The sequence below is a fragment of the Bacillus sp. Marseille-P3661 genome, assembly GCF_900240995.1.
Taxonomy (GTDB): domain Bacteria; phylum Bacillota; class Bacilli; order Bacillales; family Bacillaceae_J; genus OESV01.
The window spans coordinates 493429-512907 of record NZ_LT965955.1; the positions used below are offsets into that span (position 1 = coordinate 493429).

Sequence of the window (19479 nt, forward strand, 5' to 3'; positions counted from 1 at the left end):
ATGGCTTTGCGGGCTTATTTGTGTTGTTAACTTTTTCTAGAAGTGCAATTCTTCATAATCGGTTCCTCGTAAAATAATAATGCTAGCCTCAATGTCTAAATGTATAGGTTTAAATTGAATGAATTGCTCTGCTAATACACGTCTATCCATAACTATCGAGTATTTTGTAATCGGTTTATTATATACAGCCAGCCTACCAAACCTTAGTAGAAGCTGTTGCCTTCCCATCCCCATTCCAGTTGGATACTTACTTACATCTCTCGTATAAAGGAAATCAATATGCCATATTTCCTTCCCCTTAGTTGCAACAATATCTCCTACAGAGCCATGACTGTGCCGTTCTATATTATATCCCTGTGAAATTAAGTTTGGGGTTATATATCTGATCGCTCTTTCCTCAAATTCTTTAATATGATCTAGATGTTGCGATCTATCCTCTTTGTTAATCACTTTCACTTCAAAAGCAGATTCTCCAGTATAATCTTTAGTCAAATCAGTAAAATATTCAGGTCTTACCTCTAATGCTTCTGATAAGGCAAAAATCTTATCATATGGAATATTTTTAATTCCTCCCGTTTCATACCGCTGTATAGAAGATTTGCTGATGCCAGTTTTCTCGGCCAAATCTTGATATGTCATATTTAAAAAGAGACGTCTTTCCTTTAAGCGTCTTCGTAGTATTTCTTGATCGGTCTTATCCATTTCATTTTTCTTCATAAAATTGCCCTCCACATTCTTACTACAATAATATTATAAGCCGCCGCAACAAATTGCGCAACTTTTTAAATAAGTTGCATATTTGGGATTGACGTGATTATTCTGTCGAAGTATAATGGAAATTGTTAACAATACAACTTTTTTATTTATCCTCATTTCCCAAATATGCAACAATATATATGTTAATTGCAGAAAGGATGGTATGAATAATGATAATTTGGAAAGGCAGAAAATTGGTATTCCTACTATACAGAACATACGTTCTTGTGTAAAATATTAATATTGAAATAACAAATAATTATAAAAAGCTTCAATACAGTTGGGAGGAATACAAATGATAAGAGAAGCTAAGGTTATGCGAGTTGAATGTCCTGCTTGTGGTTACAGGCTGCTGGATAAAGGGAATGAAGCTGCTGGTCCCGTACAAACAAAGTGTGCTAGATGTAAGCGGGTTTGGGAAGTTGAACTCGCAACAGGTGAATTTAAAAAAGTTAGTGGAAAACCAATAACGAGACGAAAAGGAGATAGCGATTCGCCATGAGTTGCAATTTAATTCTACCTTAAGGTCCGGGAAATCAGTAAAACTGATGTACCTGGGCCTTTTTAATTTTTACCAAAAGTTCATACCACGATAATACCGAGCGAGGAATCGTATGCATTACCCATGCCGGATGATCTGATGTTTTGAGAAGAAATGATCATCTAGCAAGTGAATGCACATTGAATCAAAAATAATCGGTACCGAGCAATGGAGTCGTGGTGTGAACTACCTATAAGCCGGACATAGTACGCCCTGCAAATTAATGCAGTTTGGGCGTTCTGTGTCCGGCTTATTTTTTTGTCTCTTTTTTCCCATGGCTCTTGCCGGGCCATGGGAGGAAAAGAAAATGAGCGAGTTTTTTATCAAATTCGGCAAGGAGCAGGTCTGTGTTAGCGAGGAGATTTACAAGGAGTATTACAAAATGAAAAGAAGAGAGCGGTACTTCGAACAGGATATCAAAGTTGGACGGATAGCTGTTGATCATGAAGCAGAAACGGTTGAATATATCCCAAGCAAGGAAGATTCAATCAATCGTTTGATGGATCTAGGCGGTGATTTTGAAGATGACCAAATGATAGAAGATGTTCTTTGTGACAAGGCAACATTGCTGATCCTTCAGGAAGCGATGGCGGAACTGAATGAAAAGGAACAAGAGCTGATTCAGGCTCTTTATTATAAAGATTTAACAGTAAGAGAAGTAGCAAAGGAAGAAAACATCTCTCATGTAGCTGTGGTTAAACGGCATAAAAAGGTGTTGGACAAGCTTAAAAAATATTTTTTGTAATTTTGGTTACCAAACCCCCTTCCCGTTGGCTAATAAGTGAAGGGCAATATCCAAGGTGAGGAGGTGAAGGGGATGACAACACAAGTAAAGCAGAATGGTGTAAATAAAGAGATGCAGGAAGAGATGGTTGGTGTTCTTACGGCTATCAGTATTGTTTCTAAAAGGCTAGCTAATCGACTGAGCCAATTTGATGAACAAAATGAGAAGAAAGGAGAAAAAGCAAATGAGTAAAACGAAACTTGCACTTGATGTAGTGACGGACTTACGAAATCTAGCAGGAAGTATTGAAACATTAGTATTTGCATTAGAAAGCAATCAAACGGATTCCACAGCCCCTGTAGAGAAAAAGGAAGCGAAGGAAAGCAAGGAACCGAAGAAAACAACACAACCTCAAAAAGCTAAGCTGCCAACATTGGAGGATGTCAGGGCAAAACTCGCAGCACTTTCTCAAGTTGGGAAACAGGCGCAAGTGAAAGAGCTAATTACAAGTTTTGGAGCAAAGAAATTAAGTGACATCCCAGTTGAAAAGTATCCAGAGCTATTAGAAGAAGCGGGGAGACTTGGATGAAAAACACGGGAGTTGAATCTGTGAATCATTCAGAACGGGCCCATGCTAGTTTAGGTGCCTCTAAAGCAAGTCAGTGGTTAGCTTGTACACCCAGCATTCGACTCGGTGAACAGTACGAGGAAGAAACGAGTGTTTATGCCAGAGAGGGAACTTTTATGCATGAGCTGTCGGAACTTTATTTGTCTTATGAATTAAAACAGATGACAAAAGCTCAGTTAAACAGAAAGCTGAAGCAGATGAAACAAAATGATTTTTATAACTCAGAAATCGAACAAGCTGTACAAATTTATGTGGATGTTGTTACTGAAAAAATAAATGAGGCTAGGGCAACAAGCAAGGACCCGCTCATCCTTATTGAGGAAAAAGTAGACTTTAGCCCATGGGTTCCAGATGCTTTCGGTACCGGGGATGTAATTTTAATCTACGGAAATCGGCTAGAAGTTATTGACCTTAAAGGCGGCAAAGGGGTCAAGGTATCTGCAGTGGAAAACCCACAAATGCGCCTGTACGCTTTGGGTGCAATAAACAACTTTGGTGTACTCTTCGATATCGATTCCATTTTGATGACGATTGTGCAACCGAGGTTAGACAATATCTCCACCGACGAAATGCAGGTGGACGAACTACTGGAATGGGCAGAAGAAGTGGTCAAGCCCAGAGCGGAGCTAGCTTTTAAGGGTGAAGGAGATTTTATTGCTGGTGAGCATTGCCGTTTTTGTAAGGTGAAGGCCTCTTGCAGAGCGAGGGCAGAAGAAAATCTGAAACTTGCTTGTATGGATTTTCAGAAACCTCCGTTACTGACAGATGATGAAGTAGTGGAAGTGTTAACTTCAATTGATCAGCTGATGAGCTGGGCAAAAGATGTACAAGAATATGCATTTGCTATGGCGATGAATGAAAATAAGCAATGGCCAGGGATGAAACTGGTCGAGGGTAGAGGTAGCCGTAAATATAGCGATGAAAATGCAGTGGTTGATACACTTACTGCTGCTGGATTTGACAGTGATGTGATTTATAAGAAATCACTCAATACGATTACTACTCTAGAAAAAGAGTTAGGTAAAAAAGCATTTCAAGAGTTGCTAGGGTCGCTTATTTCAAAAGCGCCGGGCAAGGTCAAGCTTGTGCCAGAAGAGGATAAGCGACCAGAAATAAAAGCTTCACCAGAAGTGGATTTTCAATAATGAGGAGGAAATAAGATATGGTAAAAATCACAATTGGCACAAAGGAAAACCCAGTACGGTTTAGTTATGCAAATGTTCATCAAGCAGTCAGCATTAATGGAAGTGACTTGAAGTATTCATTAAGTATCATTATCCCGAAATCGGATAAGAAAACCATCAAGAAAGTAAAAGATGCGATTCAAAAAGCTACTCAAGAAAACAAGGACAAGTTTGGTGGTAAGGTACCATCCAATTTGAAAACACCATTGCGTGACGGTGATGTAGACCGTGAAGATGATGAGGCGTATGCAGGTTCTTATTTCATTAATGCCAACAGCAAGGTAAAACCAGGAATTGTTGATGCTGATTTAAATCCAATAATGGAACAAAGTGATTTTTATTCCGGTTGTTATGGAAGAGTTAGCTTAACCTTTTATGGATTTAACGTAAATGGAAATCGTGGGATTGCCGCTGGGCTTCAAAACATTATGAAGACGGATGATGGAGAACCACTTGGTGGCCGCAGTAGTGCGGAAGATGACTTTGCCGAAGACAGTGGCGACGATGAAGATGACATCTTAGGTTGATGTCTATGAAACTATTATCCATTGATATAGAAACTTACAGTAGTGTAGATCTCATTAAATCTGGGGTCTATGCCTATTGTGAATCGTCTGATTTTGAAATTCTCCTATTTGCTTATGCCTTTAATGATGACGAAGAGGTGCAGATTGTTGACTTAGCTTCAGGTGAGAAGATACCAGCTGACATCTTAAAGGCAATGACAGATCCAACAGTGTTAAAGACTGCTTACAATGCTAATTTTGAACGAACTTGTTTAGCTAAGTACTTTCGTAAATCAATGCCGCCGGATCAATGGCGGTGTTCATCCGTTCATGCCTTAATGCTTGGATTACCTGGATATCTCGATGGGGTGGCTAAGTGCCTTAAGTTAAAAGTTCAGAAAATGAGAGAAGGGAAAGCCTTAATTCGTTACTTCTCGGTTCCTTGTAAACCTACCAAAGTGAATGAGGGAAGGACTCGTAATCTACCAGAACATGACTTAGATAAATGGGCCACTTTTAAGGATTACTGCAAACAGGACGTTGAGGTCGAAAGACAAATCCGAAAGAAGCTAGATGCCTTTCCAATTCCCAAAGTAGAACAGAAGCTTTGGGAGTTGGACCAAAAGATAAATGATGAAGGAGTCCTGATTGATAATAGCTTAGTCAAAAATGCCATTAAGGCAGATAAGGCATTTCAGGATAAGCTCTTTGAAGAAGCTGTGCGTTTAACAGGACTCGAGAATCCGAATAGTCCAGCGCAGTTAAAAGGTTGGTTGTTAAAGCAGGGGGTAGAAGTTGATAGCCTTGCAAAGAAAAATGTCGAAGCACTGATGAGTGAAGTGGAAAAACCCAAAGTAAAGCGCCTGTTGGAATTAAGACAAGCAATGTCCAAAACATCAGTGAAAAAGTATGAAGCAATGAAGCGCTCCATCTGTTCTGACCAAAGGATTAGAGGGTTGCTGCAATTTTACGGGGCGAACCGCACTGGACGCTGGGCTGGTAGACTTGTTCAAATTCATAACCTACCAAGAAACAGTTTAAAAGATTTACAGATTGCAAGAGAACTATTGAAGTCAGGAAGCTACGAAGCATTGGAACTTCTATTTGAGAGTGTGTCGGATGTATTATCGCAGTTAATCCGGACGGCTTTTATTCCATCAAAGGGTCAACGTTTTGTTGTAGCTGACTTTTCCGCAATTGAAGCTAGGGTGATTGCTTGGCTTGCAGGAGAGCGTTGGCGGATGGATGTGTTTCAATCTCACGGGAAAATTTATGAAGCCTCTGCTGCACAGATGTTTAAAGTACCAATAGAAACGATTGATAAAGGTAGTCCGCTTAGGCAAAAAGGGAAGATTGCTGAATTGGCTCTTGGCTACGGAGGCTCTAAAGGGGCGTTGATGCAGATGGGGGCTATAGAAATGGGCTTGACCGAAGATGAACTTCCAGATTTAGTTTCCGCTTGGCGAGAAGCAAATCCGAACATCGTGAAACTTTGGTGGGGCATAGAAGCAGCAGCAATCAAAGCTGTGAAGGAAAAAGTAGTGGTGAAGATGCAGTACGGTCTTACTTTTCATTACACTAAAGGGATTTTATTTATTACGTTGCCATCTGGTCGTTCCCTTGCATATGTTAGACCGAAAATTGGAGTAGATGAGCGGTTTGGAAAAGAGCAGCTCACGTATGAAGGAACCGAGCAAGGCTCTAAGCAGTGGGGGAGAATTCCTACTTACGGTGGCAAGCTTACGGAGAATATTATCCAGGCCGTTGCTAGAGATTGCTTAGCTGTTGCTATGCTTCGATTAGATAAAGCGGGATATCGAATTAACTTTCATGTCCACGATGAAGTCATTCTTGATGTTCCTATCGCAACTGGGTCAATGGAAGAAGTCAAAGAAGTTATGGGGCAACCGATAGAGTGGGCTCCAGGATTACCTCTTGGGGCAGATAGCTTTGAAACCTTCTATTACAAGAAAGATTAACAGTTGAACAGGAGCGATGGCGTTTGGCTGACAAAGATACAGTGGAATATTTAATGGACTTAAAACGGTACAAAGATGTACTACCAAAACAAACAATGAAGACATTGAAAGGTCAGGCACTTTCTGGTGATTTGGAAGGTGCCCAAAAAGGCCTATGTACTGTGTTACGAAGGAGGGCTGGTAGATGTGAAAGAGCTCAGTGAAAAAGGAAGTCATAGTTTAAAACATGATGGAAACCTCACGATTGCAACCGGAAGAAATCGAAAAGAACTGAACTGGAAAAATCGAGAGATGCGTTGGGCTGAAGTCGTTCAGAAGTTAAGCAATACAGTTAGAACACACGAAACATATGAGGAATACAAGAAGCTTTCTAAATCAAAGCAAGATGAGATTAAAGATGTTGGTGGTTTTGTCGGTGGAACCTTAAAGGGAGGCAGAAGAAAACATGACGGTGTGGTTTGGCGGCAGATTGTTTCCCTTGATGCTGACTTTGTGAAAGGTGATTTATGGGCATCTGTTGAGACCATGTTTGGCTATGGCTGTGCCATGTACTCTACTCATAAACACCATCCAAAGAATCCTAGGTTAAGACTAGTCATTCCATTATCCAGACCAGTTACCGCCGATGAATATGTACCAATTGCAAGAAGGATAGCTGCAGATCTTGGAATAGATTTCTTTGATGATACCACATATCAAGTGCATCGACTGATGTACTGGCCGTCGACATCATCGGATGGGGAGTTTGTCTTTAAAGTGTTGGACGAGCCTTGGATTGATCCTGATGAAGTGCTTGCAAGATATCCGGATTGGAGGGATTCATCTTATTGGCCGGAAAGTTCCAGAACGGTTCACGAAAGAAAAAAGCTAGCGGATAAGCAAGGAGACCCGAAAGTCAAAGAAGGGGTAGTCGGTGCCTTTTGCCGAACATACTCGGTCGTAGATGTCATTGAGAAATACTTGAGTGATATCTACGTCCCTTGTGAGGACCCAAACCGTTACACGTATTCAGCTGGCTCCACAGCAGGCGGGTTGGTGATTTACGAAGATGGCGACTTTGCCTACTCTCACCATTCAACTGACCCTATTGGTGGACGGCTTTGTAATGCATTTGATTTGGTTCGTATTCATGTATTTGGAGACCTTGATGAGTCAGTGAAAGAGGGAACACCAATCAATCGGTTGCCTTCCTATAAGGCCATGGTGGAAGAAGCACTAAAGGACAAGCAGGTCAAACTGACACTCGGGAAAGAACAGTTGAGCTTTGCTGCAGATGATTTTGAAGATGAAGAGATGGAGTGGCTAACGGAACTAACTAGGGACCAGAAAGGAAATATCGTCTCCAGTGCACCAAATGTCATCCTTATTCTTGAGCATGATCCAGCATTAAAGGATCGAATAGCATTGAACGATTTTGTCCATCGGGTAGTCATTAAGGATGATTTGCCTTGGCGAAGTGTAGACCGGGGTGAATATTGGTCCGATACGGATGATGCAAGTTTAAGAAACTATCTTTACTCGGTTTATGGCATAAAAGGAGCGGGAGTTATTGCGGATGCTTGGAGTGAAGTGGCAGTGAAATATGCATTTCATCCGATTAAAGATTATTTAAATAATCTTGTTTGGGATGGCCAGGATCGGATTGAAACCATACTGGTTGATTACCTTGGTGCTGAGGATAATGAGTGCGTTCGAACTTTCACCCGAAAAATTTTAATTGCAGCAGTGACAAGAATTTATCGTCCTGGAACGAAGTTTGACTACTGCGTGGTCCTTGTTGGCCCTCAAGGTGTTGGGAAGAGTTACATTATTAAGCTTATAGGCAAGGAATGGCACTCGGACTCCTTAATCACTGTAAAGGGCAAAGAAGCCTATGAACAGCTTCAAGGAGCGTGGATTTTGGAAATGGCGGAGCTGACGGCCACGAAGAAAGTAGACACGGAAGCAGTAAAGCACTTTATTTCCAAGTCAGAGGATACGTTCCGAGTTGCATATGGGAGACATAATGAAACATTCAAGCGACAGTGTGTATTCTTTGGAACAACCAATGATTATGATTTTTTGAATGATCCAACAGGAAATCGGCGCTTTTTACCGATCACAGTAAACGGTGGTGGAAGGAAAAACATGTGGGATGATTTAACGGCTGAGGAAGTCGATCAAATTTGGGCAGAGGCGAAGGTGCTGTATGAAAAGGGAGAGACCTTGGCTTTAAGTAAAGACATTGTAGGGCAGTGGTGCCTGACCCCCAGTAAGATAAAAAGTTACAGCGTTAATATACTAAAGTGAAAATGCAGCATACAATAATAAGACGAGTTAGTCATTATGGGGTATGGTCAACCTGTCATTTAATATTTTCATAGACTAGTATATCAAGAATTGCTACAATCAATCTAGCAACTATATAAAGCGAATGGGCGGTTGACACTCCCTTAGAAAGGGGGTGTTGCTAATGGTGACATATGAAACACCAGGATAGGTACCGTGTCTTTTTTTGCTCTGTAAAGCTTACAGCTTTACAGAGTAACAGAAAAGGAGCCTTGTTGTAGCGAAGTAAAAAAAGAAGTAATCATTTTCAGTTTAGATTACTTCTTTTTGTATAAATTTTAATTAATGCTAGTCTATTAATCTTTGATGTGGATGTCGAATCAAATATATTTCGTTTTGTTTCGAAGTAACCCGATAAAAAACTTTATATAGATTTGATTTTCCAACTGAAACTAAAACCATCCTTAGATCAACAGGCATTTTCCGTATGAGAACCTGTCGGCCGGGAATATAAAATGAAAAGTACTGATGTTACAAAATAAGTTTGTATTGTATCTTTTAAATATAACGCAATTGGCGGAAGTTCAATGCTTTCTCTCCAACGATCTAGTATCAAAAGGAGTGGATGGCCGATTTTTTGCATAAAATTTCCGTATGTTAGTTCTCTAACATTTTTTTTATTTCTTCTTCTGATAAAATCGGATTATTTCCATTTAGTGCCGACATTAGCCGTTTTTCCTCTTCATGGTCAGTAATCTCGTAATAGTCATCGTTATTTATTTCTTCCACTTCCAATAATAAAAATTTTCTTTTTCCCACTTTGATGTATGATTGACCAGATTGAATTGCCTTTTTTAAATCATCATTTTCAATTCGTATAGGTTCCATTTACACCACCAACTTTAATTTATTTAAACTGATTATATATGATTTAATAAAAAAAATAAATGGTTTAGAGGGAAGAATGGGGCCCCCCACTTGACATTGGTGCCTGCCCCCCCGATCTGATAAAACAGTACAACGTTAATGTGATAAAGTGTGGCCTTTGTGACTGATCACCTCTAAAGTGTAAAACTTTAATGAACGCAAGAAGAATGTTGGTGCTGGGTCTCATTTATTAAAGGTTTTGTGTCCTGGTGCCTGACCCCCGGACTGATAAAACAGTACAACGTTTATGTGATAAAGTGTGGCTTGGTAACTGATCACCGCTAAAGTGTAAAAATGAACGTAAGAAGAATGTAGGTGCTGGGTCTCATTTATTAAAGGTTTTGGGACTAATTTTGTTGTCATTTTAGTTTGAAAGAATATGAATTTGCTATAATGAGGTAGCAACTGAATATTATGAGGGTGGTTGGTTGTCTCGCTTCCTTCCTTTTTCTGATAAAATATAAACAATTTATTTTTTTTAATAAAGGAATTTGTCAGTTTTTGTTGAATAGATATAATTGAACTAGTCCACTATGTTGTTAGAACGCATATATGAATGGCCACGTTATCCTCTATATTTGCAAATGACCCTATAAGCATGCAAAATTTCCTACCATTATATTTCTCATTGGAACTTATTTCACCTTAATTTCTGCTATCACAATAATTATCCTATAGATAGGAGTGATTGAATAGCCAGGCCACATCGTGTTTGGTATCAAGGAGCGATTTACCACATTACGGCTAGAGGTAACCGTCGAACATCGCTGTTTCATAACCGAGAAGATTATCTTACTTATTTAAATCTACTACTGGAAGTTAAGGAAATGGCTCCATTCATTTTACACTCCTACTGTCTCATGACCAACCACATTCATCTACAACTTGAAACGACTACTCACCATATCAAAGTCATTATGAAAGAACTGCATTCCAAATATGCCGTTTATTTTAATAAGAAGTACAACTACATTGGCCATGTTTTTCAAGGGAGATATGGTGCAGAATTAATAGAAGATGATCACTATTTTTTAGAAGTCAGTCGCTATATTCATCGTAATCCTTTGGAAGCGAGTATGGTTGAGTGTTTATCTTCTTATGAATGGAGCAGTTACCCCGCTTATGTCAATCTTACAGAAAATCAGTATGTATATCTTCAGCGAACACTCCATTATTTTCCCGATCCGAAGTTTCAAAATTATAAACGATTTGTGGAGAAAACAACTTTACAAGACAAGGAGATTGAAACATGGTTACAAAAATCATGAGCATTGGCCTAAAAGGAGTGGAAGGCTATCGTGTCCAAGTCGAAGTGCAAACACTTGAAGCGATGGCTTGCCGGATGCATCTGTTAAAGAGTCAAAAGAACGAGTAACAGCTGCGCTTTACTCGTTAGGCCATCCTTTAGTTAGTCAAAAAACGGTTATCAATCTTTCGCCAGTCGAACAAAAGAAAAATGGACAGCTCTTTGATTTGCCGATGGCGATTGGAATCCTAAAAAGCATTGGAGAAATAAAAGCAAAGATCCCTTCCTCAACCTGTTTCATCGGTGCGCTATCATTAGATGGATCGATTCTGCCATTTGAAGGGATGTTATCTGCAGCCCTGGTTGCAAGACGATTGGGTTTTTCCCTATTGTACATGCCTTTTAATGCAGACTTACCGGAGATCCGTATAGAAGGCCTTGAGATTATATACGTTAGCAGTTTACATGAAGTTCTCCAACATTTATCTGGGCAAAATATCCTCTAATTTACTTTTCCAACAAGATTACAAGAAGAGCATGAATATGATCATGATTTTAGCCATATAATCGGTCACCAATTTGCAAAACGGGCACTTGAAATTGCAGCAGCGGGTGACCACCATCTGTTTATGACCGGCCCACCTGGATGTGGTAAAAGCTTATTAGCCGAAACGTTTCCCTCTGGCTTTTAAGGCAATCATTAACATAGATAAACTCAAGTTAGAGTTTCAAAAATAGACCTATGGGGCCAGTCCTCGCTGGGAATTTAGTCTGATCCCTAGTGAATAAGCTGCACACAAGGATACGATTAGACTTGAGCATGCATTAAGCTGCATTAATTTACCTAATATGAGTAACTGGACTTCTGGTTGAACTGACAAATTACTTGAAAGTCTAACGTGATTTTTTTGTACCTTTAAACCTTAACTCCTGTAAATTATTTGACTTACAAATTTTTGAACTAATTTGGTTGGGGTCTCAAACAATATTGTTCCATTATTCAACAAAAGTCACCCTTTAATCTGTAATCGTGGGGACAAATCTCATGCTTCTTTAGTTTCGCAAAACAAAGGAAGCATGAGGTCCGTCCCTGTGCATCGGTTCAATCCTTGTGAGGACAGATAATGATTAAGAGTTGATAGCAACCATACAATCACTTAAATAATACCCTTGAAATTGACAAGTGCACTGTTCAACAGTCTTATTGTATCCGAGTATTAGGGAACTTTCTTAATACTTGTCTCGCCAATAGAAATGGTACAACATCTTCGTATTGTCTTATATATTCCCTATTTGGACGATTAGTATATATATCTAAAAATAACTTAACGTAATCGTTAAAGTTATCAACCTTATGGTCTTTCTTAATAAATTGGTCAATACAGGATGCTAAGCCAGGGTGTTCATTTGGAAAACTAATTTCTTCGTTAATATAGGAGGCGGGAATAGGAAATGGTAGCTTACGTTTATCGGAGAATTCACCATAGGCAAAGGAATCAATTTTTGAACTAGCAACATTTACTTCTCTCATAATATCTTCTAAAGTATGCTCATCATCCCAACCTTTTTGTATGTTATACCCATAATTTGAATTGGTAGTACCAAATTGGTCTATATAAAAAACCTCCAGGTAGTTTAATGTTTTTTGAAGTCTCTCCATATTTTCTGTCGAGATTAAAAATTTTTCAATAATATAAAAGTCGAACTGATCTGCACCATACTCTTTAAATTCATTCTGCAATTTGCAGTTATGCATTTCACCTAAACGAAGCTTACTCTCTCTTTCAGATCTTAAATAAGCGTAGATTTTTTGAGAGGTTTGTCCAATGTATATCTTTCCATTGACTTTGTTAAAAATAGCATATATACCGCAAACCTTATGTGTTTCATGAAAGATTAGTGATGCCTTTTGGTGTAACGCATGAAGTAGTTTTCTCCTAAACTCGATCTTCTCTCTATTCATATATACATCCCCCTTTATAAACATAGTATTAAGAAGAAATTAATGATATGACATGTGTTTATAGACAACTTAATACTAGATTGGAATCCAAGTTGTCGCTTACATACAGATTACAGAAACAAAAAAATAAGCCAAACATTTAACATATTGTTTGTAATATTATGACATATTGTTTCATATCCATGTATTGAGCGTGTCTACTTTTTTTAGGGGGAAACGAAATGTTAAAAATGAAAGATGTATATGAATCATTGGAAAAGCACACAATACAGCTTGAATCAGTAAATGGAAATTACTACGAAGCGAAATACGGTGAAACTGATCTTGAAGAGTTAAGAAGTACCTTAAATGCTTTATGTGAAAAGTTACCGTCAGATGAAAGTGTGTCTCGTACACTGGAATTAATTGATTATGATACACCATTCAATAAATTGGTTTCAATGAAAGAAGTGGAACTAAGTGAATTAGAGGAAAATGGTGTTTTAGATCCCGATTCCTATGATGCTGGTTCTTTGATCTCGGAAAAGTCGGAAGAAAGATATTATACTTTATTTGAAGAAGCCCGAACCGATTTGGAAGAATTAATAAATTTGATTCATGTCATTTGTATTTGTGAATAAACTGGAATTCTAGTGCCTGACCCTCGGTGAACTGCTCCCTGTCAAGTAGACAGTGGAAATAATAAAAATGTTTTAAGCGGCTTTAGCCCTATATTCCATAGGACTAGGGCCGTTTAGTCGTTTTTGATATCTGTCATAATTATAGAAACGTATGTACTCATTTATCGCAATGGAGAGCTCCTCAAATGTATCGTACTTATGCAAATGATATTTTTCACATTTGAGCGTAACCCAAAAAGATTCCATTGGACTATTATCTATGCATCGACTAACCCGTGACATATTTTGTGTCATTTTCGCCTCATCGATCCGTTGCTTAAACCCATGCGAGGTGTATTGAAAGCCACGGTCACTATGGATAAGTGGACGTTCCTCGTTAAAAGCGCTACCGCTTGGTCGAACGTTTCGAAGACGAGGGAATTATTATTAGAATGGCCTAGAACATAACTAACAATAGATCCATCAAATAGATCACGAATAGCGCTTAAATAAGCCTTTTTTTGATTGTCCAGGGGGGCGTGGGGCCTGACCCCCGGACTGATAAAACAGTACAACGTTAAAGTGATAAACTGTGGCCTTGGTGACTGATCACCGCTAAAGTGTAAAAATTAACGTAAGAAGAATGTAGGTGTTGGGTCTCATTTATTATTAAAGGTTTTGGGACTAATTTTGTTGTCATTTTAGTTTGAAAGAATATGAATTTGCTATAAGGAGGTAGCAACTAAATATTGTGAGGGGAGGTGGGTTGTCTCGCTTCTTTCCTTTTTCTGATAAAATATAAAAAATTTATATCTTGCTTAATAAAGGAATTTGTCAGTTTTTGTTGAATAGATATAATTGAACTAGTCCACTCTGTTGTTAGAACGCATATATTAATGGCCACGTTATCCTCTATATTTACAAATGACCCTATAAGCAATCCGTAAATTCCTATCATTATTATTCTCATTGGAACTTATTTTCACCTTAATTTTTGCTATCACTATAATTGTCCTATAGATAGGAGTGATTGAATGGCCAGGCCACATCGTGTTTGGTACCAAGGAGCGATTTATCACATTACGGCTAGAGGTAATCGTCGAACATCGCTTTTTCATAACCGGGAAGATTATCTTACTTATTTAAATCTACTACTAGAAGTTAAGGAAATGTCTCCATTCATTTTACACTCCTACTGTCTCATGACCAATCACATTCATCTACAACTCGAGACTACTACTTATCATATCAAAGTCATTATGAAAGAACTTCATTCCAAATATGCCGTTTATTTTAATAAGAAGTACAACTACATTGGCCATGTTTTTCAAGGGAGATATGGTGGAGAATTGATAGAAGATGATCGCTATTTTTTAGAAGTCAGTCGCTATATTCATCGTAATCCTTTGGAAGCGAGTATGATTGAGTGTTTATCTTCATATGAATGGAGCAGTTACCCCGTTTATGTCAATCTTCTAGAAAATCAGTATGTATATCTTCAGCGAACACTCAATTATTTTCCCGATCCGAAGTTTCAAAACTATAAACGATTTGTAGAGAAAACAACTTTACAAGACAAGGAGATCGAAACATGGTTACAAAAATCATGAGCATTGGCCTAAAAGGAGTGGAAGGCTATCGTGTCCAAGTAGAAGTGCAAACACTTGAAGCGATGGAAATGTTTATTATTGTTGGCTTGCCGGATGCATCTGTTAAAGAGTCAAAGGAACGAGTAACCGCTGCGCTTTACTCGTTAGGCTATCCTTTAGTTAGTCAAAAAACGGTTATAAATCTTTCGCCAGCCGAACAAAAGAAAAATGGACCGCTCTTTGATTTGCCGATGGCGATTGGAATCCTAAAAAGCATTGGAGGAATAAAAGCAAAGATACCTTCCTCAACCTGTTTCATCGGTGCGCTATCATTAGATGGATCGATTTTGCCATTTGAAGGGATGTTATCTGCAGCTCTGGCAGCTAAACGATTAGGATTTTCCCTTTTGTACATGCCTTATAATGCAGACTTACCGGAAATCCGCATAGAAGGCCTTGAGATTATCTATGTTAGCAGTTTATATGAAGTTCTCCAACATTTATCTGGGCAAAATATCCTGCAATTTACTTTTCCAACAAGATTACAAGAAGAAGAGCCTGAATATGATCATGATTTTAGCCATATAATCGGTCACCAATTTGCAAAACGGGCACTTGAAATTGCAGCAGCGGGTGACCACCATCTGTTTATGACCGGCCCACCTGGATGTGGTAAAAGCTTATTAGCCGAAACGTTTCCCTCTATTCTACCACCTTTGTCACATGAAGCGCAGCTAGAAAAGGTTAGCTTATATCAATTGGCTGGCATCGATTATGAAACGCTCTCCATGCCTTCCTTCAGANTTAGCCATATAATCGGTCACCAATTTGCAAAACGGGCACTTGAAATTGCAGCAGCGGGTGACCACCATCTGTTTATGACCGGCCCACCTGGATGTGGTAAAAGCTTATTAGCCGAAACGTTTCCCTCTATTCTACCACCTTTGTCACATGAAGCGCAGCTAGAAAAGGTTAGCTTATATCAATTGGCTGGCATCGATTATGAAACGCTCTCCATGCCTTCCTTCAGAAGTCCCCATCATTCAGCATCAAGTGTATCGATCATTGGAGGTGGGCAAAATCCTAAGCCCGGCGAAATATCGTTAGCACATCATGGGGTCTTGTTTTTAGATGAAATGGCCGAGTTCTCCAAAAAGACATTAGATATGCTGAGACAGCCTATTGAAACCGGCTATGTTACGATCAGTCGAGTGCGCTCGACTGTAACCTATCCAGCGGCTTTCTTGTTGATAGGTGCGATGAATCCTTGTCCATGTGGATATTCAGGCTCCAATACCCATTACTGTCGTTGTTCACCTAACCAAATCCAAGCCTATCAAAACCGCTTATCCGGCCCGATTCGTGATCGATTTGATATTTCACTATCATTACAATCTGTAAACCTTGAAAAAAATAGTCAATACACTGGAGAATCGTCTCTCGAAATTAGAAAGCGGGTAGTAGCAGCCAGAAATCGTCAATATGAAAGATATGGCCATGAAATCTGTAATGGTAGAGTTTCATATGAGACGTTAAGAAATACAATCATGCTCTCAGAAAAAATAAAACAAACGCTTAATCAAATGACACTGAAAAGGAAATGGAGCAACCGTGTTCAAATCAAAATTATCCGATTAGCACGAACAATATCAGATTTGAAGGGAGGTAAAAGCATAACAGAAGAAGCCGTCTGGGAAGCGATGTCTATGAACAGAACGGTAGATGATAATCGAATAGAAACGAGGAAACATGGGGTAAGGGAGTGAGCAGGGGGATGGTTCTCCTGCTTGAAATTAGCACGAGGTGTGAGCAAGAGAACCGCACTGGTTATTCCTCATCATCGGATTTTTCTTGTTTAATAGATTCCATTTCTAACTTGATATCTTTAAAGAGTTTATCGACACTAAAGTCTAAACTGTGTTGTAGTTTATATAGAGTATAACTATTCGGTAATTTTTCACCACGTTCATTTCTACCAATATTTTTACTATCCGCGTCCGCTTCTTTGGCAAGGCCTTCTTGTGTGAACCCCTTTGAAACTCTTATATTATGTAAGTGTTTACCTAGAATCTCCTTAAACAAGTCCTTGTCATTCATGTGATAGTCCCCTTTTTAAAGCCATTATCTAATCGTTTAAAAAAGGGCAAAACGTCCTGTAAGACACATTATGGTATATATTGTAAATGCAGTTAGATTTATTTTATTAATTAGAAGATATCCCTAAATTAATAAGCGGATTCTATTAATAAAGCAACCTGTATCTTATTAAAAAAGAAACAGATTGCTGAACTTATCAATTTTGGTTTTGTTACTATTAATACCTATTAAGCTCCTGCGGACTAGGATTAAAACAATGGATACACATAGCGGTCCGATGCATTTGTTTTCTTAATACATAATCCGATTCGTGCAAGGTAATGTGTTGTCCATCTTGAAATACAATCATGGATTGTGTTGTTTTATCTTGAGAGGTTAACGTTCTTATGTATTTGATATGATTGAAAAAAATCCAGTTACAATCAAAAGCGGTAGGTGAGACGGTTGGAAAGGCATAGATATTTTCATTCGGTTTAATTGGAATCGGAACTTTTTGCTTTGTACCGGTAAGGTGTGTCACGGCTACTCGTCTCCCGTCAAACGACGCCCCGCCATCTAGACAGGCAGCCTTTACAATTTTAGTTGGCCTTTGACGGACAAATAATTGACGTTCCACTTCAATTACAATTGTAGAATAGTCTATGTGTGCAACAGATAGTAAAGCCATTGTATTCTTATTAATTTCATAATGACCTAAAACTTCTTTCATAGACAAATACACTCCTTGGATTGGATAAATGAATTGCAGCTAGTGAAAAAACTAAACGGCTGTATACTGTACAAGGTCGCTTCGGCGTAGATTGAGACATTCCCCTCCTTTCAGTTATATAAATTGGTATTGTCTAAAGGAAATTGTCTTGGAATAACAGGACTTAGCAGACTGAATGAATGGATACAGAACTAGTAATATAATTAGTTTTATAGCAGCTGTGAAAAAGCTTAGTTGAAAGTAGTTTTGGTTACACTACGTAAATCTCATAGAAGTGGATTAGAAAGAACATGGAAAACTGGTTGTGGGGTATAGAATATTTAACTCTATCTACGACAATTATCATATATAAAAGCAATACATAAGACGTCCTATAGGACGTAAATTGTGGCAGATTTAGGAATATGGGTAGGTCAGAGAACCAGAGGGACAGGTCCATTGACCTGAATGGGTAATGGGGTACCGTGCTATATATCGCTCTTGTCTTTTCATTTTCATAGACTAGCAGAACAAGAATGGCTACCTTAATTTATCAACTACATAATACAGATGAGCTGTTGAAACTCTTATTAAGAGAGGGGTGTTTGATAAGGTGACATACGTTGCAGTGAACATGCTATTTCAATTTGGAGGATGATATACTTTGCACTGTAACTAACTCGAGTTTCTTGTTATTCGTTGTTATAAGAAGTAATTGCTGCTTATGAGAGGCATGGGTGTCAGTTCAACGTCAGCACATTTGAGTTAAGTTATAGTGGACTTAAAGGCTAACAATAAATGCAAATCTTTTTAAAGAAACCATAAGTGGCTTATGATTTCCATAGACTACTAGACGGAGGATTGCTACAAATTTAGCAACTACTTAAAGCGGATGGACGGTTGATTCAACATTTTTATTATTCCCCTGCCATAAGGCAGGGGTTTTATATGTGTGCCCGGCATGGGTGTGACATACTATATAAGACCATTACGTTGCGGGTCACAAAAGAAGAATTGGAGCAATTGGATCTATTAAAGGAACAACATCTTCAAACATTTAAAGTACCTATTAGTCAAAGTAATTTAATACTAATACGGAATTTAATCTCTGAAAAATAAAATGAAGTACATGCTAAGAAATTAAATGAGATAAATGAATTATTAGTAGAAAAAGATACAGCGCACTAAAGGGATATAAGTGTTCTTGAACGATTGAGAGGACGTGGTTGAGGGAAGGTTCGGTAATAGTCAGGTGAATATAATATGAATTTCTGTAAAAAAACATTGCTTTATTGGTTAATAATTGATATTATCAAATTCCGGCCTTGAAAAACCGGGATCTAGTCATCAATAAAAACTATTGACTTCTACGAAAATAGATTGTATGATTAGTTCATCGCTTCGCAAGGTCTAGTTTAATAAGTGTAATGACTTATGCGGATTTTTTATGGTAGCATCGATTTTATTACTTCTATTTTTTAAAATAAAAAAGATGTTGACTTCTATGAAAACGATATGTTATACTAACTCTTGTCGCTGAAACAAGCGATTAAGAAAATGATGTTCTTTGAAAACTAAACAAAATGTCAAGCGTGCAAAACAAGTTGAACTCAGTTCAACAATCAAGTCAGTTTATTAGTTTGAGCAATCAAACCTCTTTCGGAGAGTTTGATCCTGGCTCAGGACGAACGCTGGCGGCGTGCCTAATACATGCAAGTCGAGCGGATGACGAGGAGCTTGCTCCTCTGATTCAGCGGCGGACGGGTGAGTAACACGTGGGCAAC

The 19479-nt window shown here is 38.5% G+C and carries 21 protein-coding genes, 1 rRNA gene and 2 pseudogenes; 18 read left to right on the forward strand and 6 right to left on the reverse strand.

The features are described from left to right. Nucleotides 1-36 precede the first annotated feature (36 nt). The gene (locus tag C1724_RS19035) at nt 37-717 is read right to left on the reverse strand and encodes a helix-turn-helix domain-containing protein (RefSeq protein ID WP_219723279.1); all 681 of its coding nucleotides are present in this window, start codon (nt 715-717) and stop codon (nt 37-39) included. 334 nt (nt 718-1051) lie between these two features. Here C1724_RS19035 and C1724_RS19040 point away from each other — a divergent pair, with 334 nt between their 5' ends. From C1724_RS19040 to C1724_RS19075, 9 genes are all read left to right on the forward strand, one after another. Then, a complete protein-coding gene (locus tag C1724_RS19040; protein WP_102348331.1) occupies nt 1052-1258 on the forward strand; it encodes a hypothetical protein in 207 nt (68 codons plus the stop codon). Nucleotides 1259-1604: 346 nt separating this feature from the next. Further along, nucleotides 1605-2042 carry a sigma-70 family RNA polymerase sigma factor gene (locus C1724_RS19045; RefSeq protein WP_102348332.1) on the forward strand — a complete coding sequence of 146 codons (438 nt, stop codon included), beginning with the start codon at nt 1605-1607 and terminating at the stop codon, nt 2040-2042. Nucleotides 2043-2114: 72 nt separating this feature from the next. Then, nucleotides 2115-2273 carry a hypothetical protein gene (locus C1724_RS25750; protein ID WP_180994336.1) on the forward strand — a complete coding sequence of 53 codons (159 nt, stop codon included), beginning with the start codon at nt 2115-2117 and terminating at the stop codon, nt 2271-2273. After that, complete coding sequence (locus tag C1724_RS19050; RefSeq protein WP_102348333.1) at nt 2266-2610, forward strand: rRNA biogenesis protein rrp5; 345 nt, start codon at nt 2266-2268, stop codon at nt 2608-2610. The genes C1724_RS25750 and C1724_RS19050 overlap by 8 nt, the downstream gene beginning before the upstream one ends. Next, nucleotides 2607-3794: a DUF2800 domain-containing protein gene (locus C1724_RS19055; protein WP_102348334.1), complete on the forward strand. Its 1188-nt coding sequence runs from the start codon at nt 2607-2609 to the stop codon at nt 3792-3794. Before C1724_RS19050 ends, C1724_RS19055 begins: the two co-directional genes overlap by 4 nt. A gap of 17 nt (nt 3795-3811) precedes the next feature. Next, nucleotides 3812-4360, forward strand: coding sequence for a DUF2815 family protein (locus tag C1724_RS19060; RefSeq protein WP_102348335.1), 549 nt, complete (start codon nt 3812-3814; stop codon nt 4358-4360). A 5-nt stretch (nt 4361-4365) separates the two neighbouring features. Beyond that, nucleotides 4366-6318 (forward strand): DNA polymerase, encoded by a 1953-nt coding sequence (locus C1724_RS19065; protein WP_102348336.1) that lies wholly within the window; start codon nt 4366-4368, stop codon nt 6316-6318. Nucleotides 6319-6341: 23 nt separating this feature from the next. Further along, nucleotides 6342-6521 carry a hypothetical protein gene (locus tag C1724_RS19070; protein WP_102348337.1) on the forward strand — a complete coding sequence of 60 codons (180 nt, stop codon included), beginning with the start codon at nt 6342-6344 and terminating at the stop codon, nt 6519-6521. Then, nucleotides 6505-8607, forward strand: coding sequence for a virulence-associated E family protein (locus C1724_RS19075; RefSeq protein WP_258000460.1), 2103 nt, complete (start codon nt 6505-6507; stop codon nt 8605-8607). The genes C1724_RS19070 and C1724_RS19075 overlap by 17 nt, the downstream gene beginning before the upstream one ends. 636 nt (nt 8608-9243) lie before the next feature. On the opposite strand, the gene C1724_RS19080 is transcribed toward C1724_RS19075, so the two are convergent. After that, nucleotides 9244-9474 (reverse strand): hypothetical protein, encoded by a 231-nt coding sequence (locus tag C1724_RS19080; protein ID WP_102348338.1) that lies wholly within the window; start codon nt 9472-9474, stop codon nt 9244-9246. Between the two features lie 776 nt (nt 9475-10250). Here C1724_RS19080 and C1724_RS19085 point away from each other — a divergent pair. From C1724_RS19085 to C1724_RS26465, 4 genes are read left to right on the forward strand one after another with little or no spacing between them, the layout of a single operon-like run. Then, nucleotides 10251-10781, forward strand: a complete 531-nt coding sequence (locus C1724_RS19085) for a transposase (RefSeq protein WP_258000465.1) — start codon at nt 10251-10253, stop codon at nt 10779-10781. Further along, nucleotides 10763-10888: a hypothetical protein gene (locus tag C1724_RS26175; protein ID WP_258000461.1), complete on the forward strand. Its 126-nt coding sequence runs from the start codon at nt 10763-10765 to the stop codon at nt 10886-10888. The genes C1724_RS19085 and C1724_RS26175 overlap by 19 nt, the downstream gene beginning before the upstream one ends. Further along, nucleotides 10849-11265 carry a magnesium chelatase domain-containing protein gene (locus tag C1724_RS19090; RefSeq protein WP_102348340.1) on the forward strand — a complete coding sequence of 139 codons (417 nt, stop codon included), beginning with the start codon at nt 10849-10851 and terminating at the stop codon, nt 11263-11265. Before C1724_RS26175 ends, C1724_RS19090 begins: the two co-directional genes overlap by 40 nt. 57 nt (nt 11266-11322) lie before the next feature. Next, complete coding sequence (locus C1724_RS26465) at nt 11323-11451, forward strand: ATP-binding protein (RefSeq protein ID WP_102348381.1); 129 nt, start codon at nt 11323-11325, stop codon at nt 11449-11451. 509 nt (nt 11452-11960) lie between these two features. Here C1724_RS26465 and C1724_RS19100 read toward each other — a convergent pair. Further along, the gene (locus tag C1724_RS19100; RefSeq protein WP_180994337.1) at nt 11961-12722 is read right to left on the reverse strand and encodes a GIY-YIG nuclease family protein; all 762 of its coding nucleotides are present in this window, start codon (nt 12720-12722) and stop codon (nt 11961-11963) included. Nucleotides 12723-12943: 221 nt separating this feature from the next. Here C1724_RS19100 and C1724_RS19105 point away from each other — a divergent pair, with 221 nt between their 5' ends. Then, nucleotides 12944-13342: a hypothetical protein gene (locus tag C1724_RS19105; RefSeq protein WP_102348342.1), complete on the forward strand. Its 399-nt coding sequence runs from the start codon at nt 12944-12946 to the stop codon at nt 13340-13342. 72 nt (nt 13343-13414) lie between these two features. Here the strand turns inward: C1724_RS19105 and C1724_RS26180 are convergent. Next, nucleotides 13415-13842, reverse strand: a pseudogene (locus C1724_RS26180) (transposase); the annotation flags it as partial. A 513-nt stretch (nt 13843-14355) separates the two neighbouring features. Between C1724_RS26180 and C1724_RS19120 the strand changes: the two are divergent. The 3 genes and pseudogenes from C1724_RS19120 to C1724_RS19125 all read left to right on the forward strand — a co-directional run bounded on the left by C1724_RS19120 (nt 14356) and on the right by C1724_RS19125 (nt 16676). Further along, nucleotides 14356-14931, forward strand: coding sequence for a transposase (locus C1724_RS19120; RefSeq protein WP_102348345.1), 576 nt, complete (start codon nt 14356-14358; stop codon nt 14929-14931). Beyond that, nucleotides 14928-15401 (forward strand): annotated as a pseudogene (locus tag C1724_RS26510) (magnesium chelatase domain-containing protein); the annotation flags it as partial. The gene C1724_RS19120 and the pseudogene C1724_RS26510, both read left to right, overlap by 4 nt. A gap of 93 nt (nt 15402-15494) precedes the next feature. After that, nucleotides 15495-16676, forward strand: a complete 1182-nt coding sequence (locus C1724_RS19125; protein ID WP_441296784.1) for an ATP-binding protein — start codon at nt 15495-15497, stop codon at nt 16674-16676. Nucleotides 16677-16737: 61 nt separating this feature from the next. Here C1724_RS19125 and C1724_RS19130 read toward each other — a convergent pair whose 3' ends face one another. Next, nucleotides 16738-17007: a helix-turn-helix transcriptional regulator gene (locus C1724_RS19130; protein WP_102348347.1), complete on the reverse strand. Its 270-nt coding sequence runs from the start codon at nt 17005-17007 to the stop codon at nt 16738-16740. A 217-nt stretch (nt 17008-17224) separates the two neighbouring features. After that, nucleotides 17225-17716 carry a competence protein ComK gene (locus tag C1724_RS19135; RefSeq protein ID WP_102348348.1) on the reverse strand — a complete coding sequence of 164 codons (492 nt, stop codon included), beginning with the start codon at nt 17714-17716 and terminating at the stop codon, nt 17225-17227. A 1635-nt stretch (nt 17717-19351) separates the two neighbouring features. On the opposite strand from C1724_RS19135, the gene C1724_RS19140 reads away from it, so the two are divergent. Continuing rightward, nucleotides 19352-19479 (forward strand): 16S ribosomal RNA (locus C1724_RS19140); the annotation flags it as partial.

Bases quoted from the DNA above. Each gene is read 5' to 3' on its own strand.
- C1724_RS19135 (WP_102348348.1), bottom strand. From the start codon at position 17,716: ATGAAAGAAGTTTTAGGTCATTATGAAATTAATAAGAATACAATGGCT.
- C1724_RS19080 (WP_102348338.1), bottom strand. From the start codon at position 9,474: ATGGAACCTATACGAATTGAAAATGATGATTTAAAAAAGGCAATTCAA.
- C1724_RS19130 (WP_102348347.1), bottom strand. From the start codon at position 17,007: ATGAATGACAAGGACTTGTTTAAGGAGATTCTAGGTAAACACTTACAT.
- C1724_RS19045 (WP_102348332.1), top strand. From the start codon at position 1,605: ATGAGCGAGTTTTTTATCAAATTCGGCAAGGAGCAGGTCTGTGTTAGC.
- C1724_RS19035 (WP_219723279.1), bottom strand. From the start codon at position 717: ATGAAGAAAAATGAAATGGATAAGACCGATCAAGAAATACTACGAAGA.
- C1724_RS19065 (WP_102348336.1), top strand. From the start codon at position 4,366: ATGAAACTATTATCCATTGATATAGAAACTTACAGTAGTGTAGATCTC.
- C1724_RS19040 (WP_102348331.1), top strand. From the start codon at position 1,052: ATGATAAGAGAAGCTAAGGTTATGCGAGTTGAATGTCCTGCTTGTGGT.
- C1724_RS19105 (WP_102348342.1), top strand. From the start codon at position 12,944: ATGTTAAAAATGAAAGATGTATATGAATCATTGGAAAAGCACACAATA.
- C1724_RS19100 (WP_180994337.1), bottom strand. From the start codon at position 12,722: ATGAATAGAGAGAAGATCGAGTTTAGGAGAAAACTACTTCATGCGTTA.
- C1724_RS26175 (WP_258000461.1), top strand. From the start codon at position 10,763: ATGGTTACAAAAATCATGAGCATTGGCCTAAAAGGAGTGGAAGGCTAT.
- C1724_RS19120 (WP_102348345.1), top strand. From the start codon at position 14,356: ATGGCCAGGCCACATCGTGTTTGGTACCAAGGAGCGATTTATCACATT.
- C1724_RS19050 (WP_102348333.1), top strand. From the start codon at position 2,266: ATGAGTAAAACGAAACTTGCACTTGATGTAGTGACGGACTTACGAAAT.
- C1724_RS25750 (WP_180994336.1), top strand. From the start codon at position 2,115: ATGACAACACAAGTAAAGCAGAATGGTGTAAATAAAGAGATGCAGGAA.
- C1724_RS19060 (WP_102348335.1), top strand. From the start codon at position 3,812: ATGGTAAAAATCACAATTGGCACAAAGGAAAACCCAGTACGGTTTAGT.
- C1724_RS19055 (WP_102348334.1), top strand. From the start codon at position 2,607: ATGAAAAACACGGGAGTTGAATCTGTGAATCATTCAGAACGGGCCCAT.